The organism is Anaerocolumna sedimenticola (genome assembly GCF_009931695.1).
GTDB classification, from domain to species: domain Bacteria; phylum Bacillota; class Clostridia; order Lachnospirales; family Lachnospiraceae; genus Anaerocolumna; species Anaerocolumna sedimenticola.
Window position 1 is genome coordinate 3,157,191 of the sequence record NZ_CP048000.1, and the last position, 17,382, is coordinate 3,174,572.

The following is a 17,382-nucleotide window of genomic DNA, read 5'->3' on the forward strand; positions in this document are numbered from 1 at the left end:
TTTTTATTCACGAAATAAAGGGGTGTTTGGATTTTAAATTATTAATTGTAATTACAATACCTCACCGTCTTTGTATACTTTTTCTATGTTGTAGTTTTGATCCATAATAATAAAGTCTGCTCTTTTTCCTGCAGAAATAGAACCGATTTCCTTTTCTGCATGAATAGCTGTTGCAGGGATTAAAGTTGCACTAAGAATTGCCTGTTCAACCGGTATACCGTATTGTATGACATTTTTAAATGCTTTATAAACCGTAGTGGTTGATCCGGCAATCGTTCCGTCTTCAAGAGTGGCTTTTCCATTTTTTACATAAACCTTTTGTCCGCCCAATTCATAGATACCATCCTCCAAACCTGCGGCACTCATGGAATCGGATATTAGGATAATTTTATCCGAACAGGCTTTATACATTAGGCGGATTACAGCAGGATGAATATGGATGCCATCACAAATCATTTCCGCGTGGACATCAAAATCGGAAACAGCTCCCACTAAACCGGGCTGCCTGTGGTGCAGACCGTTCATAGCATTAAATAAATGGGTAATATGAGTCGCTCCGGCTTCAATGGCTTGTGCTGCCAGATCATAATCACAACTGGTGTGGGCTAAAGATATTACTTTTGATTTACTATATTTTCTTATAAAATCCATGGAACCGGACAGCTTAGGATCTAAATCAATAATTCTTACATTGTCTCCGGACAATTCATTTAATTCCAAATATTTCTCTTCATCAATGGGCATGAGATATCTCTCATCATGAGCACCTTTTTTATCTGCACCAAGAAAAGGACCCTCCATATTAATACCGATAATACGGCTTCCTTTCTTTTGGGTGTTCATTGTTTCTTTAATATGGAGCATAGCTTTTTTATATATTTCATAATCTATGGTCATTGTAGTTGCCAATATGGAAGTTACCCCGTTTTTACCATAGAATTCACACATTTTTTCTATACCCTCTGTATCGGTAGTTGTAAAGTCATAACCGATACAACCGTGGGAATGTAACTCTATAAAACCCGGTATCATGTATTTGCCGGTACAATCTATAGAATTCTCTGTTTTATCAGTAGTTAATGCAGGATAAACAGCCTGAAAACGTCCGTCGGTAACTTCGATATCGGCTTTTTGAAACCTGCCCTCAATAAATACTTCAGCATTTTTATATAACATAACTGCCTCCTATTCAAAACAATAAACTACAGTTAAATCCGGGTGAAACTGCAGAATGGACGCAGGTACATCCGGTGTTACCGGGCCGTGGAGCGCTTTCTCGATAATATCTTTTTTATCAGGCCCATTGGCAATTAATAATACTTTTTTTGCCTGCATAATAGATTTAATTCCCATGGTAATTGCTTTACCGGGGACCTCATCGATTGTACTAAAAAATCTGGCATTGGCTTGGATGGTGGATTCATCCAAATTAACAATATGAGTAGTTTTTTCAAATGAAATATCCGGTTCATTAAAACCAATATGTCCGTTACGGCCAATACCAAGAAGCTGCAAGTCAATTCCTCCAAGCTCAGCAATCAGATTATCATAACGGGTACATTCTTCCTCATAATTATCAGCCAAACCATTGGGAACATTAGTATTTTTTCTGTCGATATTGATATGAAGAAAAAAGTTATGATCCATGAAATAGCGGTAGCTCTGATTATTCTCGGGTGACAGGCCGCAATATTCATCTAAATTAACGGTTGTTACCTGAGAAAAATCTATATCACCTTTTTTATACCATTCCACTAACTGTTTATAAGTTCCGATAGGTGTGGAACCGGTCGCCAAGCCTAATACACAGTCAGGTTTTAAAATAACCTGTGCGGATATAACATTGGCTGCCTTTCTGCTTAAATCATTATAATCATTTGCTTTTATTAAATTCATTTTTTTCACCAGTACCTTTCATTAAACTTCTATAACTTTATTATTAGTATATTCCAACTATTTTAAAAATCAAGTGAAAATAAAAAAAATTTTTATTTATTTTGAAAATTTGCATAAACATGCGGATGATAACCATTGACATTTGGAAAAATGTAATATAATATTTAAAAAAAGAAAAATATTTTCATATATTAAAGAAATTAATTTTCCGTTTGTATATGAACTTCAGAAACAAAAATGATTTTTGTTGTAATAAAAGTGAAAAAAGGATAAAATTAATTAGACAATTGTCTGAACCAGTTAAAATGGGGGTAATAGTGTTGAAAAATTTAAAAATACTAAGCAAGATAAAAGGTGGATTAATTGTATCCTGCCAGGCACTAAGTAATGAACCTTTATATAGTTCCTATATTATGTCCAGAATGGCATATGCGGCTGAACTCGGGGGAGCCTGCGGAATTCGCGCCAATACACCGGAGGATATTACAGAGATTAAAAAGTCCGTAAAATTACCGGTTATCGGATTATATAAACAGGTATTTCCGGACAGTGAGGTATACATAACTCCTACGGAAGATGCTGTTGATGCCCTTATGGAAAGTCAGCCGGATATTATTGCAATAGATGCAACCGGCCGTTTACGGCCATATGGCAGCAGCCTGAGTGATTTCTTTCATAAAATAAGAATAAAATATCCGGATATGTTATTTATGGGAGACTGTTCTACCTATGAAGATGCATTACAGGCAGAAAAACTGGGGTTTGATCTGGTAGGAACGACATTATCCGGTTATACGAATGAAACGAAAGGTACCAAACTTCCCAACTTTGATTTGATGAAAGAGCTCTCGGTGAATTTAAGTATTCCTGTCATAGCTGAGGGAGGGATATGGACACCGGAGCAATTAAAAGAGGCATTCAGGTGCGGAGTACATGCAGCAGTTATCGGCACTGCAATAACACGGCCTATGGATATTACCAGGAGATTTGTAAACGTCATAAACAGCAAAGAATAAAGGAGTTTGGTTATGGAAGGAATATATTCCAGAATTGATAACAGTTATGCTAAATTTACAAAATCGGAAAAATTGGTTGCGGATTTTGTATTTCAAAATCCGCAAAAAGTATTGTATACATCCATTACGGATTTGGCTGAGATGTGCGGAGTAGGGGATACAACCGTATTTCGGTTCTGTAAAGCCTTGAAATTAAATGGTTATCAGGAATTTAAAATGCTTTTAGCCCAGGACATCGCTAATAAAAAGGGTATGAATAATGCAATCGCAGGAACCATTGAATTAGAGGATGATGTAAGAACAGTATGTAAAAAAACCTTTGCAACTAATATAGCTGCGCTGAATGAAACCTTTAATTTATTGGATTTTGATGCAATAACAAAGGCGGTTGATTTAATATCTGCTGCAAAAAGAATTCATTTTTTTGGAGTTGGTTCATCAGGAGTTATTGCCCTGGAAGCGAAGCAGAAATTTATGAGAATACTTCCAAATGTAGAATTTATTGCAGATTGCCATATGCAGTGTATGGCAGCAGCTCTTCTGGACAGCAGGGATCTGGCCGTCATATTTTCTTATTCCGGTTCCACAAAAGATATGATTGAAGTGCATAAGCTTGTAAAGCAAAATGCCTGCAAATCTATATGTATAACCAGGTTTGCCAAAACAGCCCTGACCAATCAGGCCGACGTTGTTTTATTGTGCGGTTCAAACGAAGGGCCTCTTGACGGCGGTGCCTCCTCCACATCCATGGTACAGCTGTACTTATTAGATGTTTTATATATGGAATATTTTGTTAAGCATTATAATCAATCCAGGGATAATAAAGCCAGAACAACGGAAGCCATATCTTCCAAGCTGTTATAATAGAATAGTTTTCTCCGGTTCACGAGCGCATTCGAATTATTGCAAGCAAGCTTGCTAATTCTCATTTTGCTTTCGCGGAAACCGGAAGAAACACGCTTTGCGAGTTTCTTCGGTTCACGAGCGTATTCGAATTATTGCAAGCAAGCTTGCTAATTCTCATTTTGCTTTCGCGGAAACCGGAAGAAACACGCTTTGCGAGTTTCTTCGGTTCACGAGCGCATTCGAATTATTGCAAGCAAGCTTGCTAATTCTCATTTTGCTTTCGCGGAAACCGGAAGAAACACGCTTTGCGAGTTTCTTCGGTTCACGAGCGCATTCGAATTATTGCAAGCAAGCTTGCTAATTCTCATTTTGCTTTCGCGGAAACCGGAAGAAACACGCTTTGCGAGTTTCTTCGGTTCACGAGCGCATTCGAATTATTGCAAGCAAGCTTTGCTAATTCTCATTTTGCTTTCGCGGAAATGATAAGGACTGCACACTAATTACAATTTAGTGCGGCGGTCCTTAATTTTACCCTCCGGGGGATATGCACTGGCGCGAAGAGGAATTGTGTCATATGTACCCGCACCCGACACCTGGTTTAAGACAACTAATATATGGAAAATATCGTTTGCTGTAATAAATATATATTAAATGTCGAATAATGTATACAAATATGTTGAAATTACCACAAAACAAGATTGAAAGGCATATGCGGTTATTCAAAATGCTATAAATGTATAAATCTTATACCTTTCTATTGAACAATAAACACAAAAGTGTTACTATCAATTATGTGGTTTAAAATAGCCAAAATAATTGAATAGGAGATGAGTAAATTGGAATTTAACGTAGTATTTTTTGAAGTTGTATCAATTATCATTTCTATCCTGGCATTTGGGGCTGCATTTTGGCTCTATAAATGGGTAGCATCACAACCCTCCTCCAATAAGCGCATTGCAGAGGTTGGCAAGCTGATTAGAAATGGAGCAAACACGTTTTTAGCAAAAGAGTACAAAACACTTTCACGCTTCTGCGTTGTGGCAGCTATAGTTATTTTCATATTCCTGCCTTCCCCGATCTGGAATGGCCATCCGTTGGGGAATATTCTGATGGCTGTATCATATTTGTTTGGAACCGTTTTTTCCGGAATTGCTGGGAAAGTCGGTATCAGCATTGCAACGATAGCGAATATAAAATCTGCGGAAGCTTCCACCAAAGGGATAAAACCTTCTTTTATGTCCGGTTTCCGCGGCGGTGCTGTTATGGGAATGGCTGTAGTTGGTTCCAGTCTTCTTGGAGTTACTTTAGTTCTCCTTTTAACAGATAATACAACCGCACTTTTAGGATTCAGTTTCGGAGCAAGTTCAATGGCTCTTTTTGCAAAAGCCGGCGGTGGAATTTTTACTAAAACTGCAGATATCAGTGCCGATTTAGTTGGTAAGGTTGAACTTGGTATTCCCGAAGATGATCCAAGAAACCCGGCAGTTATAGCAGATAATGTTGGTGATAATGTTGGTGATGTTGCAGGTATGGGCGCTGACTTATTTGATTCCAACGTAGCTTCTATGGCAGCAGCCCTGGTTATGGCAGCAGCGATTGATAAAGTAAAAGGCGGAACCATAAATGTCAGCATGGTATTCTGCTATGCAGCAATTGGTTTATTAGCATCTATTATCGGTGTTTTAACCGCAAAAATGGACGAAAAAGGAAGTCCAACGAAAGCGCTTAACAGTAATACATACGTAACAATGATAATCTTTGGTGTTTTAACTGCTCTGGCGACCGTTGTTTTCCGGTTCGAATGGAGAATATGGTTTGCAAGTGCAATCGGATTATTTGTTGGATTTATTATAGGTATCGCAAGTGATTATTTTACAGATGATACAAAGAAACCGGTACATGAAGTTGCAAAAGCTTCCGGATCCGGACCGGCCTTTACTATATTATCTGGTGTTTCTTATGGTTTAATGAGCACTTTGCCATCTATGATTGGAATTGGTATTTCCGCATTGGCTGCCTACAAAATATGCGCTCCTCTCGGTGAAGGATATGCCATGTTCGGTATTTCTATGGCTGCAGTCGGTATGCTTTCCATTGTAGGTATGATTATATCTAATGATGCCTATGGTCCTATTGTTGATAATGCACGCGGTTTAGTTGAAATGGGTAATTTAGGTGATAAAGCCCTTGAAATTACAGATTCCTTAGACAGTGCCGGTAATACTGTAAAAGCAGTAACGAAAGGATTCTCAATCGGTGCGGCCGGACTTACTGTTATAGCACTGTTAGGTGCATTTATCAGTGAGGTAAACGGAGCAGCAGCTGAAATAGGAAAAGAATTAATAACAGGATTTGATATATTAAATCCAACCGTATTTTTTGGATTGTTATTTGGTGCGGCAATACCACCGGTATTCTCAGCTATGTTAATGCTGGGTGTAGATCGCAATGCACAGCGTATGGTTGATGAAATTCACCGTCAGTTCAGGGAAATTCCCGGATTAAAAGAAGGAAAGAAAGGCGTTGTTCCTGAATACGAAAAATGTATAGCAATTGCTACATCCGGTGCCTTAAAGGAATTAGTACCTGCAGGTTTGATGACTATCTTTGCAACACTGATAGTAGGATTTATAGGTGGTGTCCAGGCAATCGGCGGATTTATCTCCGGTAATATTGTTAGCGGTTTAATATTTGCCTTATTTATGTCCAATGCAGGAGGTCTTTGGGACAATACGAAAAAATACGTGGAAGCCGGCAATAATGGCGGCAAGAATTCAGAAACCCATAGAGCAGCAGTTGTTGGTGATACGGTAGGTGACCCGTTTAAAGATACGGCAGGGCCATCGATTAACACCCAGATAACAGTAGTATCCCTTGTTGCTTCCTTAACTGCAACTATTTTCTTAACTTTTAATTTATTTGGTTAATGCTTTAATAGTTTTACTAAAAACCCAAAATATATGAAAACATATTAAAATAATAAAACATAAAAATACAGGTACACGAAATCTTTTTATAAGTTTCGTGTACCTGTATTTTTATGCTTTTTCCGCACTACCTATATATAATTTGATTTTATCAATTCTTTTTTTGTAACGCTTTCAATTTTAAATACCAGATTATCAACTTCTATGGTACGGTCATCATGGTCATTTGGAATTTCACCCATTGTATCAATTAATAAACCGGAAATCGTTTCATAATTATCTGAGGAAATATTTAAATCCAGCTTATCATTTAATTCATCAATAGTTAATAAACCATCAATAAGATAAGTGTTATTGTCTAATTTCTTGATCTTTGGTGTTGTAATATCGTATTCATCCTCAATATCACCCATAACTTCTTCCACCAGGTCTTCCATCGTAACAATTCCGGAAAAACCACCATATTCATCGATTAATACGGCAATATGATTTTTAGATAACTGCAGTTCCTTAAATAATTCATAGATATTCTTACTGTCCGGAACCAAGTATGGTTTAGTCATTATGGAACGGATATCAATATTACGGTAACCCACCTTTATTGCTTCCCTCATAAAATCTTTGGAATACAGGATACCGATAATATTATCAATATCATCTTCATAAACCGGAATCCGGGAGTATTTTGTTTCTAACAATTTGTCAATATAATCGTCAAGAGGATCTAATATATTGATTGCATATATATTTATCTTAGGAGTCATGATCTCCTTAGCAAGTTTATCATCAAATTCAATGATGGAATTAATCATTTCTTTTTCATTTTCATTCAGGACACCATGAACTTGTCCTTCTTCAACAAGGGACTTTATCTCTTCTCTTGATAAAATGTCTTCAACCATATCATTTTTTGCTCCAAATAATTTCATTACTAAATTGGTGGAAGCTGTAAGTAATCGAATAAATGGAGAGGCAGCCTTAGATATCAATATAATCGGTTTAACGGCAAACATGCTGATTGATTCCGTATTTTGTAATGCGACCCTCTTAGGCACCAGCTCACCGAAAACCAAGGTGAAATAAGATAATAATATAGTTATCAGGATTAAGGACATTTGATTACCATATGGTATACGCATAGCTTCCAGCCATTGTCCTAAAGGTCCTGAAAGTCCGGTGGCAGCGGAAGCACTGGAAAAGAATCCGGCTAATGTAATAGCTACTTGAATTGTTGAGAAGAATTTAGTTGGTTCCTCAATTAATTTTTGAACTAGATCTGCCTTTTTATTGCCCGATTCTGCTAACCTTTTAATTTTATTTTTATTAACAGAAACGGTAGCCATTTCGGCACAGGAAAAAAAAGCATTAATAAATGTTAGTATAATAAGTATTACTATTTGAAAAATAATACTATCCCCGTCAGGGTCTGAATCCATTGTAACTTTCCTCCTAAAAATTTTAATATTAGTATAATAGCATAATTTTTTTATTATGCAAGTTTATGAGAAACCAATAACTATTCTAATTAAATAATTCAACAGATATTACTTATAAATAAACAGATTTATTAATCATAAAGGTTCAGTCATTAAGAAAAACAAAGTTGTATTTTTCAATATTTTTTGACCAGTCACAGAAAATCTTTGCTACATTTTCTATAATAAGCCAAATATCGGAAAATACAACTTATAAGTAAGTACGACGGAATATGCGATAGGATTAAAAGTCGTGTTCCTATTACCGTATGCACGGTAAAAAAGCACTATCTTTAGTCAGAATTATGAAAGGTAATTTCTGGTAATAATAGTATTATTGCCTGGAATTATTCATGGGATTTAAGAAAAACTGATTTAAAATTCCAAAGGCCATAAAGTCAGCCATCTGTAATGCCTGAGTTTCAATGCTGTCAAATAAGGCTATATCGGAAGCGTATTTTCCGTTCAACCTGTATACAGCTTCATCTTCCGTCATCTTAAGATGTTCATAAAGTAGTGCCCGAAATTGTCTGGGGGACCAGTGTGGGTTGATTTCTCCAAGAAATAAAGCGATTTCATCCGCATTTTTATGCCATTTTTTCCTGTCCTCGTAAGCTGCTTCCGTATTACCGTTTTTCGTATTATTAACTAAACTGGCAGCTATTAAAAGATGTTCTTTTAATAAACCCTCAAAAGTTCTTGCTTTATCTGCAGAATAAAAATTCTTTAGCACTATAGCAAAATCAGTAGGATTACGCAGCAGTCTTTCCGTAACAAGTTCCAGATCTCCCAGATTAGATGCAGTACTTATTATAAATGTTCTGGTCCAAAAAACATGTTGTTCCCATAATTTACGGAAAGCGTTAAATACATTGATTTGATTTTTGCAGTTGGATAAATTGTTGTTGTTGAATAGCATACAATTTCTCCCTTTATTCTTTTTAGTTATTATATGAGAGCGATTTATTTATGATACAAAAATTAATCAAATGCCGCATAGTAATCCTAACGGATACTATTTTCAGTTATTTTGTTTTTCCCTGATTTGCGACCTGTTCCATCTGTGCTTTTATAATATCCGGATCACCCAGATAATATTTATTTATCACCTTAAAGTCCGTACTAAAGTCATAAACTAAAGGGATACCTGTTGGGATATTTACATCAATAATTTCTGATTCTGATAAATGATCCAGATGTTTTACCAAAGAGCGTATGGAATTGCCATGAGCAGCAATAAGTACTCTTTTACCGGCAAGCATATCTTTCCTTATGACATCATTAAAGTAAGGAATAACACGATCTATGGTATCCTTAAGGCTTTCGCAAAATGGAAGTTCATCTTTGTCTATATTCCTGTATTGCAATTGATTCTTTGGATTTTGTTCGTCTTCATCAGAAAGTTTCGGGGGACGGATATCAAAAGAACGCCGCCAAATCTTAACCTGGTCCTCTCCATATTTTTCTGCAGTTTCTGATTTGTTCAAGCCTTGAAGAGCTCCGTAATGACGTTCATTTAACTTCCAGGTTTTTATAACCGGAAGCCAGGTTCGGTCCATTTCGTCTAATACATAATATAGGGTGTGAATAGCTCTTTTTAGATAGGAAGTATAACAAATATCAAAATCAAACTCATTTTCTTTTAACAATTTACCTGCAGCTTTGGCTTCTTCTCTGCCTTTTGGAGATAAGTCCACATCGGTCCAACCGGTAAAGAGATTTAATTTATTCCACTCACTTTCACCATGCCTGATTATTACCAGTTTCATAATAGAACCTCACTTTCAATTTATTTAATAAGATCTGAGTCTCAAAAGTTACTCAAATCTTATTAGAAAATAACGAAACTTATAATTTTTTAATACCATAAATATTGTTTCACAATTAAAAAAATTAATTTATTTATATATTTCATATTTGGTTATATTGTACTGCTTTTATATGTCATTTACAAGAATAGCCTTTTTAAGAGATATTATATCGAATATCATATGGAATTTAGGATAAATTAATATTATAAAAAACATGTTCCTATAATCGGATACACGACGGTAAAGCACCGCCTTATATCGGAAGAGAAAAGTATTCTTCCCATAAGTAATAATATTGTATGAAAATTATTAATTTTGTTGAGAACATAAAAAAGACTGGTTTATCAATATAAGAAGAAACATAAGAATTATGGCATAAAAAGTCATATTGACAGAGTTAATAAAATAAGATATACTCAGTAGGAAAGTAGGTATTTAAATGACAAAGGGTCAATTAGAAGCTAGGTTAAGCGAGGCAATCAGTAAATATGAGATTGAGTATATGGGCCGAGGTCCAAAGGTAATAAAATCTTATATTATTGGTGACATGATTATTGTAAGACTTCTGGGATTTTTAAGCCCATCGGAACAAAAACTTACAGAGAACCCTCAAGGTATTGAATTGTTTAAAAAAGTACGTACTTCACTCTTTGAAAGCGGGAGAGCATACTTGGAAACATTAATTCGTGAAATCGTGGATGTAGCCATTGTGAGCACTCATAGTGACATTAGCACTAAAACCGGTGAAAAGGTGATCATTATAACTGTTGATAAAAACTTAGAAGACTTAATATTGCAAAAATAATTTCGGAAGACGATACAAAATAGCCAGACTAAGTTGTTAGTAAACCGATATCCATGGGATAACCATGGGTATCGGTTTTTTTGTTTAAAAGAAAAGTTCGGAGAATTTTCCTTTTAAACAAAAAGCCTCTCCGCGCAGGAAACGTCCCTAGCGGAAATAAAATATTAAACGAACAACTTAACCAGTCGATTTCCGTAAAATTATATATTTTCATCAGCATTCATTAGAAAGGATAATAAGGTGATAGAATTGTTTCAAAAATTTATCTTATCGGAAGATGTACAAAATATCTTAAACAATTGTAAAAATGTCATAGTACCAAAAACCAGGGAAGAATTATTGGCATTAACCTTTGGTAATAATACAAATGATACATTTGAGGTAAAATATGAAGTAGTAGGTAAAGGCTCCGTTAGTGAGGCCACGGTTACCCGCTGTAAAAATGGGGCTGTTGTCAACTATCCGGATGATTATATGAGAAGACGCGATCCGGATTGTCTATTGGTTGCCGATGAATTGGGAACAGATAAACCAAGGTATGATGATGTCTATAAAGATGATTTTAATCCTCTGCGTGAGGCTACCTTAACCTGGTTAAAAGAACAGGAATTACTTGTGATACCTTTTATGGCCGGAGGTGTGGAATACGGTTATGAGGCTCTATTACTGGCTCCGGTGAATGCGGCATTTTTTGGAGCGGCATTGGCTGATTTACAGGGATTTATAAATATAGATAAGTTTGAAAAAGAATTTACTCCGAAAGCGGTTGTATATTTGGCTCCTCCTTTTAGGCATACTCATTTTAACGGAAAACAGATAGTGATTCACAACCGATTAACTGATTTACACGAAGTTTTTTCTTATAACCTATATCCTGGTCCTAGTGCTAAGAAAGGCATCTATGGTGTTCTCCTTAATATTGGAGAGAAAGAAGGATGGACTACGGTTCATGCTTCTACGGTAAAGGTTATAACTCCTTATGATAATGAAATCGTAATTATGCACGAGGGAGCTTCCGGCGGCGGCAAAAGTGAAATGGTAGAAAATATTCACAGGGAATTGGACGGAAGGGTTATCTTAGGCAGAAATACTGTAACCAAAGAGAAAAATTATATTGAACTCATTGATACCTGTGAACTTAGACCGGTCACCGATGATATGGCCATCTGCCATCCTGCCATGCAAAATGAAAGTAAAAAGCTGGTTGTAAAAGATGCGGAAGCCGGGTGGTTTTTACGTCTGGACCATATTAAAAAATACGGAACTTCTCCTCAGTTTGAAAGCATTTTTACACAACCCTCAGAACCGTTGGTATTTCTGAATGTACAGGGTGTGCCAAAAGCCACCTGCCTGGTATGGGAACATACATTAGACTCAGATGGAAAACCTTGTCCGAATCCCAGAGTAATATTACCGAGGCATCTGGTACCTAATATTGTAAATGAACCGGTTGAGGTTGATGTAAGAAGTTTTGGAGTAAGAACACCACCTTGTACAAAAGAGAACCCCAGTTATGGTATCCTTGGATTATTCCATATACTGCCTCCTGCTCTTGCCTGGATATGGAGGCTTGTAGCACCCAGAGGGTATAATAATCCAAGTATTACTTCTTCTAATGCCATGACCAGTGAAGGGGTAGGTTCCTACTGGCCGTTTGCTACTGGTAAAATGGTAACCCAGGCAAATTTACTCTTAGAGCAGATTAAAAATTCTTCTCATACAAGATATGTATTAATACCAAACCAGCATATCGGCGCTTATGAGGTAGGATTTATGCCTCAGTGGATCGCAAGGGAATATATAGCCAGAAGAGGCGGAGCAAAATTTAAACCGGAACATCTTGTGGAAGCCAGATGTAAACTGTTAGGTTATTGCCATGATTCCTTAAAGATAGAAGGACATTATATCAGAAAAGCTTTCTTACAGCCGGAGATGCAGGCAGAGGTAGGAACAGAAGGGTATGATAAAGGTGCGGAGATTTTAGTTAATTTCTTTAAAAAAGAATTGATAAAATTTGATAATGAAAATCTTGATCCTTTAGGAAAAGCAATTATTGAATGTTTCTTAAGAGACGGTTCTTTAGAAGAATTTAATCAATTAATTCCAATGAGGTATTAATTTTTTATTGAATATGGTTTTTGATTCCGGAACATACTTATGGTGTAGTAAAAACTAATCTAGGTTAAGTTGTATGGTATATATGGAGAACTATTACATTTACCATAACAACAAATTAATATGAGGAGATTAATATGCCAAAAGATAGTCAGCCAGATAATAAAAAAGCAAGAATGGAAAAAGCAAATGGTCAAACTCCCATAACCCGTGAAAATCAAAATCACAATAAAAATGCAAAGAGACAATCAATCAAAAATAATGATGTTTAGGGGGAGAGCAATATGGCTAAAGCAGGTATGAGACGTCCGGATCCAAGTGAACCCCATGGAACAGAAGGCGGACCGGGGATACACATGCAAAAAAATGATGTGAAACCTGTTCCGGAGATTCAGGGAAAAGCTAAGGCAGGACATGAGAAAGCGAATCCGATAAAATTTGATGGAAAATGGTAATTGTAAAATGGAGTTGTTATAAGTAAAATATAACAGCTCCATTTTTTTGATATGCATTTATTAACTCAGGTATTTTTATAGAAAAAACAGTTTATATTTCATTATTCGTTAAAACATTGTATAATCGAATTGTACGAATTATGAATTCGTATGAAAAATAGTAAAAGTGAACTTATACGTAAAAAAGGATATTGATTTAACATATTGGAGGAATAAAAAATGCAAATAGGTTTCTTTGACTCAGGCATCGGAGGTATTACTGTCTTATATGAGGCATTGAAAGTACTCCCTAAAGAAGATTATATATATTATGCAGATACATTAAACGTACCATATGGACCCAAACCCAAAGATGAAGTAAAAGAATATATCTTTAATGCAATTGATTTTATAACCAAACAAAGAGTCAAAGCTATCGTTATTGCCTGTAATACTGCAACAAGTGTAGCAATTGAAGAGTTAAGAGCAAAATATAGTATTCCTATCATTGGAATGGAACCTGCTGTAAAACCCGCAGTGGAAAATAATAAAGATAATAAAAGAGTCTTAGTGACTGCTACTGCTTTGACACTAAAAGAAGAAAAACTGCAAAATCTAATCGCAAAATTGGACAGCGGACATATTGTAGATTTATTACCTCTTCCTGAATTGGTCCAATTTGCAGAACGATTTGAGTTTGATGAACATACCGTATTACCATATCTTCGGAAACAGTTATCTGAATATGATTTATGTAATTATGAGACTATTGTTTTAGGTTGTACGCATTTTCCTTATTATAAGGATATGTTTCGAAAGCTGCTTCCGCCTGAGGTGAGTATTATTGATGGGAGTTTTGGTACTGTAAAAAATCTGAAAAGAATTCTGGAAGAAAAGGATTTAATTAAGGAAGGTAATGGAAGTATTACTTTCTATCATTCAGGATTAAAAGTTGAGGATAATATAATATTGGATAAATACATAGGGTTATTGAAAAGATTAGATACTATTAATAAATAAAATCATTTTTAATTGAGAATTTAATTCGTTTATGAACAGGAGCCCGAATGAAAGAAAAAATATGAAATATAGTTTGTTAATCGGAATTTTTGTAGCCTTGATTAATTTCCTGTTACTTATCCTGGGAGTGAGATTTTTGCTTTTAAATGCTGTAATATTGCAGAACATGATTGCTTATAGCATTCTCTCCTTAATAGTAGGAGGAATCACTGCAGTTTTAAGTTATTTTCATTTAAAACTTGCTGTTATTATTTATTTTTCAGGGATTGTAATTGGATTTATTAATTTATATACCATGTTTGTTAAAGATACCAACGGATGGGGTGATCTGACTGGATTTATGTCTTATCTTGCCTGGTTATTTATTGGTTTTATATCCGGTTTAATGGTACAATTTGTTTTATATCTTTATAAAAAGGTGAAACAAAAATGAAAAAAGAAGTATATATAGAATTTAAATAGTTAAGGGCTTTCCCATAATTCATTCAGTGAAATTATGATAGAAATATGTGGGATAAATTAAAAAGCATATCCCACATATTACGGGTACAAGTACACTGGGTTAGAGATTGTGCAATCGCCCTTTGCATGAAAAAGTATTTTAAATTTTCTTTACTCAAAGCGAAACTGATTCTAAACAAAACTGATTTTAAGTGAAACAGATTCTAAGCAAATCAGATTCTAAGCGAAACTGCTAAGTCCCAGTTCATTCCGTTTTTTCTCGATATGGTCTACATAAATTTGAACAGTTTTTTCCGCATCCAGTTCTACCACAACTTTTCCAAGACCAAGGGTTTCCGTTGTTTCTGTTAAAGTTTTTACGACAACATCGCTGCCTGTAATAGATGGAACGGGAGCTACATGAACCAGCCAGCCAAGTGCAACTGCAGTGCAGGCATCTGCCACGGCTTTTTGTTCCAGGTATTCCGGTGCACCGATAACTAAGGGCAGTTTATTAGTATCAATTTTAAGTGCATCTGCCAGTTCTTTTGCGGTATGAGTCATTTTACCGATATCAACGCAGGCTCCATATGATAAAACCGGAGGAATCCCTAATTTTTTGCACACGGCTTTTAGACCATCCCCGCATTCCTCTGCGGCTTTTGGATCTGTTAATCCGGTATATTCCATGACAGAGGAAGTACATCCGCCTGATAAAACAAGTATATTATTTTTAATTAATCCTTTTGTGATTTTAAAAATATTACTTCCGCCCTGTCCGAAACGGGCGGTGGTACAGCCGACAATCGTCGCTATTCCACGGATATTACCGTTTGCAATCTGCTCGATTAATGGATCAAAACTTCCTCCTAAAGCATTCCGTACGGATTCCGTACTAAAACCAACGGTGCAATCTGATTTATAAGGAGGGATATAAGTTTTACGATTGTCTGATTTCCGTTTCTTAAAGGTTTCAATTGCCATATCCAAAGCTTTTGCCGCCTGCTCCTCCATTTTTTCAGGGATAAAATCCAGAGTTTCAGTACCCTGTAATTTTATTACCGGATGAGTACTTAACAGCTTAGTACCGAAGCGTTTTGCAAATAACGGCATGGTGGGAACCGTACAGTTGTAGTCAAACATAAACATATCAACAACTCCGGTTGCCAGCAGGTATTCCTGGGACAGCCATTCTCCTTCCTGTCCGCCGTATCCGCTTTGATTATGGGTTCCCTCATAGTTCATTAACTGCTGTCCTTCGCAGACATGACCCAATATCTGGATTCCATCTGCGCCGGCTTCTTTTGCTTTAGCCTGCCATTCCTTTGTGGATGCCATATCAATAGCAACATGTGCTAATAAAGGCATGTGACCATTGGTAACAATATTAACCATGTTTTCTTTTAATAAGCCCATATTCTGTTGTTTTTCTGCTATTTCCTGAGTTCCCATAAGAATTTCCTGTATGATATCTAAGAGAAACAAACCCTGGTATTCATTTGCAACACCAAGTCTTACACTGTTTAATAAGAATTCGACAGGGTCAGAGTTAAAGTTTGTCATACACCTGGTCTGGGCGTAAGCTACTTCACTGTAACCGCCGCCCGGGTAAAGTCCCAGTTCTTTCCAAAGTTCTTTTCTTTTGGTAGGAGCAAATGCTTCCACAGTTTTAGAGGGCTCATAATAAGGCAGATGAATATCATCCATTACCCACTGGGCAAAATGAACAGCCAGTTTCTGGATGGATTCGCTGGTATCCAGACCGGCCATTTCTGCATATTTCTTTAATTTCTCCGGATCTCTTATTTTTAACCCGCTCTCTGGATGTTCTCCGGCAGCTTTTAAGGTTCTGGCAGCCTGTTCACAATGGAAAATATTGGCAGAAGTACCAATGGTAACATGACGGTACACAAAATTTCTGGCAACCATGGTGTGGGCATCAACGCCGCAGGTACCCCTGGGTACTTTATCATTAATACGGCAGGGACCGTTAGCACATAACTGGCAGGACAGACCCTCTATGCAAAACTTACATTGTATCGGCTGCTGTTGGCTAAAACGATCAAATACATTGGTCATGCCGGCATCATGAACGACTTTATACATTTCCCGCATTGCCGGGTCGATAATAACGTTTAATGGGTAACCTTCTTTTGACTGGTCATCTTTTTTAATGTGTTCCCTTTGCCATTTATGGACCTCTTTCATGGATGGTGATCCATCGATGATGTTGTAATCCACCTGGATACGGTTATGGATATCTGTGTGGGTATTAGGATCGTTGGATGCCTCATTGGTAAGCTTACTGCCAAAAGTTGTATTATCCCCCGCATGGTTTTTGCGCTGTTTTCAAATGATTCCATTATATTTTTATCAGACATAATGATTCCTCCTAAGGTATTATTTGACATTAGGTTTTGCGAATCAAACTTTTTTTATACTTTTGATCATGAAAAAAATATAAGTATAAAAGTAAAAGAATAAAAGAAAGTTTCAGGAAACTATTGCATTTGTTATATCCGAGTATTATAATAGGGATTAAAATAGTAGGAAATAAAATAATAGGAATTAAAACAGTAGGAATTAAAAATGAAAA

At 36.2% G+C, this 17,382-nt stretch carries 16 protein-coding genes; 9 read left to right on the forward strand and 7 right to left on the reverse strand.

What is annotated here, in order from left to right; translation table 11 throughout:
* Nucleotides 1-51 precede the first annotated feature (51 nt).
* Both nagA and nagB read right to left on the reverse strand, forming a co-directional pair.
* On the reverse strand, nt 52-1,176 hold the full coding sequence (gene nagA / locus Ana3638_RS13975) for an N-acetylglucosamine-6-phosphate deacetylase (protein ID WP_161838576.1): 1,125 nt from the start codon (nt 1,174-1,176) through the stop codon (nt 52-54).
* Between the two features lie 9 nt (nt 1,177-1,185).
* Entirely contained in the window at nt 1,186-1,896 is a 711-nt protein-coding gene (gene nagB / locus Ana3638_RS13980) for a glucosamine-6-phosphate deaminase (RefSeq protein ID WP_161838577.1), read from the reverse strand.
* Between the two features lie 305 nt (nt 1,897-2,201).
* On the opposite strand from nagB, the gene Ana3638_RS13985 reads away from it, so the two are divergent.
* The 3 genes from Ana3638_RS13985 (at nt 2,202) to Ana3638_RS13995 (ending at nt 6,685) form a co-directional block, all read left to right on the forward strand.
* Nucleotides 2,202-2,912, forward strand: a complete 711-nt coding sequence (locus tag Ana3638_RS13985) for an N-acetylmannosamine-6-phosphate 2-epimerase (protein ID WP_161838578.1) — start codon at nt 2,202-2,204, stop codon at nt 2,910-2,912.
* A gap of 12 nt (nt 2,913-2,924) precedes the next feature.
* Nucleotides 2,925-3,776: a MurR/RpiR family transcriptional regulator gene (locus Ana3638_RS13990; protein ID WP_161838579.1), complete on the forward strand. Its 852-nt coding sequence runs from the start codon at nt 2,925-2,927 to the stop codon at nt 3,774-3,776.
* 818 nt (nt 3,777-4,594) lie between these two features.
* Nucleotides 4,595-6,685 (forward strand): sodium-translocating pyrophosphatase, encoded by a 2,091-nt coding sequence (locus tag Ana3638_RS13995; protein ID WP_246240229.1) that lies wholly within the window; start codon nt 4,595-4,597, stop codon nt 6,683-6,685.
* 131 nt (nt 6,686-6,816) lie between these two features.
* Here Ana3638_RS13995 and Ana3638_RS14000 read toward each other — a convergent pair whose 3' ends face one another.
* The 3 genes from Ana3638_RS14000 to gpmA all read right to left on the reverse strand — a co-directional run bounded on the left by Ana3638_RS14000 (nt 6,817) and on the right by gpmA (nt 9,929).
* Complete coding sequence (locus tag Ana3638_RS14000) at nt 6,817-8,121, reverse strand: hemolysin family protein (RefSeq protein WP_161838581.1); 1,305 nt, start codon at nt 8,119-8,121, stop codon at nt 6,817-6,819.
* A gap of 373 nt (nt 8,122-8,494) precedes the next feature.
* Nucleotides 8,495-9,079 (reverse strand): acetylglutamate kinase, encoded by a 585-nt coding sequence (locus Ana3638_RS14005; protein ID WP_161838582.1) that lies wholly within the window; start codon nt 9,077-9,079, stop codon nt 8,495-8,497.
* Nucleotides 9,080-9,185: 106 nt separating this feature from the next.
* Nucleotides 9,186-9,929 (reverse strand): 2,3-diphosphoglycerate-dependent phosphoglycerate mutase, encoded by a 744-nt coding sequence (gene gpmA, locus Ana3638_RS14010; RefSeq protein WP_161838583.1) that lies wholly within the window; start codon nt 9,927-9,929, stop codon nt 9,186-9,188.
* 481 nt (nt 9,930-10,410) lie between these two features.
* Here gpmA and Ana3638_RS14015 point away from each other — a divergent pair, with 481 nt between their 5' ends.
* The 6 genes from Ana3638_RS14015 (at nt 10,411) to Ana3638_RS14030 (ending at nt 14,778) form a co-directional block, all read left to right on the forward strand.
* Nucleotides 10,411-10,776, forward strand: coding sequence for a DUF2294 domain-containing protein (locus tag Ana3638_RS14015; RefSeq protein WP_161838584.1), 366 nt, complete (start codon nt 10,411-10,413; stop codon nt 10,774-10,776).
* A gap of 240 nt (nt 10,777-11,016) precedes the next feature.
* Nucleotides 11,017-12,894 (forward strand): DUF4914 family protein, encoded by a 1,878-nt coding sequence (locus Ana3638_RS14020; protein ID WP_161838585.1) that lies wholly within the window; start codon nt 11,017-11,019, stop codon nt 12,892-12,894.
* A gap of 134 nt (nt 12,895-13,028) precedes the next feature.
* Nucleotides 13,029-13,163, forward strand: a complete 135-nt coding sequence (locus tag Ana3638_RS25745; RefSeq protein WP_281352829.1) for a hypothetical protein — start codon at nt 13,029-13,031, stop codon at nt 13,161-13,163.
* A 12-nt stretch (nt 13,164-13,175) separates the two neighbouring features.
* On the forward strand, nt 13,176-13,346 hold the full coding sequence (locus tag Ana3638_RS24715; RefSeq protein ID WP_202621498.1) for a hypothetical protein: 171 nt from the start codon (nt 13,176-13,178) through the stop codon (nt 13,344-13,346).
* A 219-nt stretch (nt 13,347-13,565) separates the two neighbouring features.
* Entirely contained in the window at nt 13,566-14,345 is a 780-nt protein-coding gene (gene murI / locus Ana3638_RS14025; protein ID WP_161838586.1) for a glutamate racemase, read from the forward strand.
* Between the two features lie 136 nt (nt 14,346-14,481).
* Nucleotides 14,482-14,778 carry a hypothetical protein gene (locus Ana3638_RS14030; RefSeq protein WP_161838587.1) on the forward strand — a complete coding sequence of 99 codons (297 nt, stop codon included), beginning with the start codon at nt 14,482-14,484 and terminating at the stop codon, nt 14,776-14,778.
* A gap of 248 nt (nt 14,779-15,026) precedes the next feature.
* Here Ana3638_RS14030 and cooS read toward each other — a convergent pair whose 3' ends face one another.
* A complete protein-coding gene (gene cooS / locus Ana3638_RS14035) occupies nt 15,027-16,994 on the reverse strand; it encodes an anaerobic carbon-monoxide dehydrogenase catalytic subunit (RefSeq protein WP_246240232.1) in 1,968 nt (655 codons plus the stop codon).
* Nucleotides 16,991-17,167, reverse strand: a complete 177-nt coding sequence (locus Ana3638_RS25240; protein WP_246240235.1) for a hypothetical protein — start codon at nt 17,165-17,167, stop codon at nt 16,991-16,993. The genes cooS and Ana3638_RS25240 overlap by 4 nt, the downstream gene beginning before the upstream one ends.
* Between the last annotated feature and the right edge of the window lie 215 nt (nt 17,168-17,382).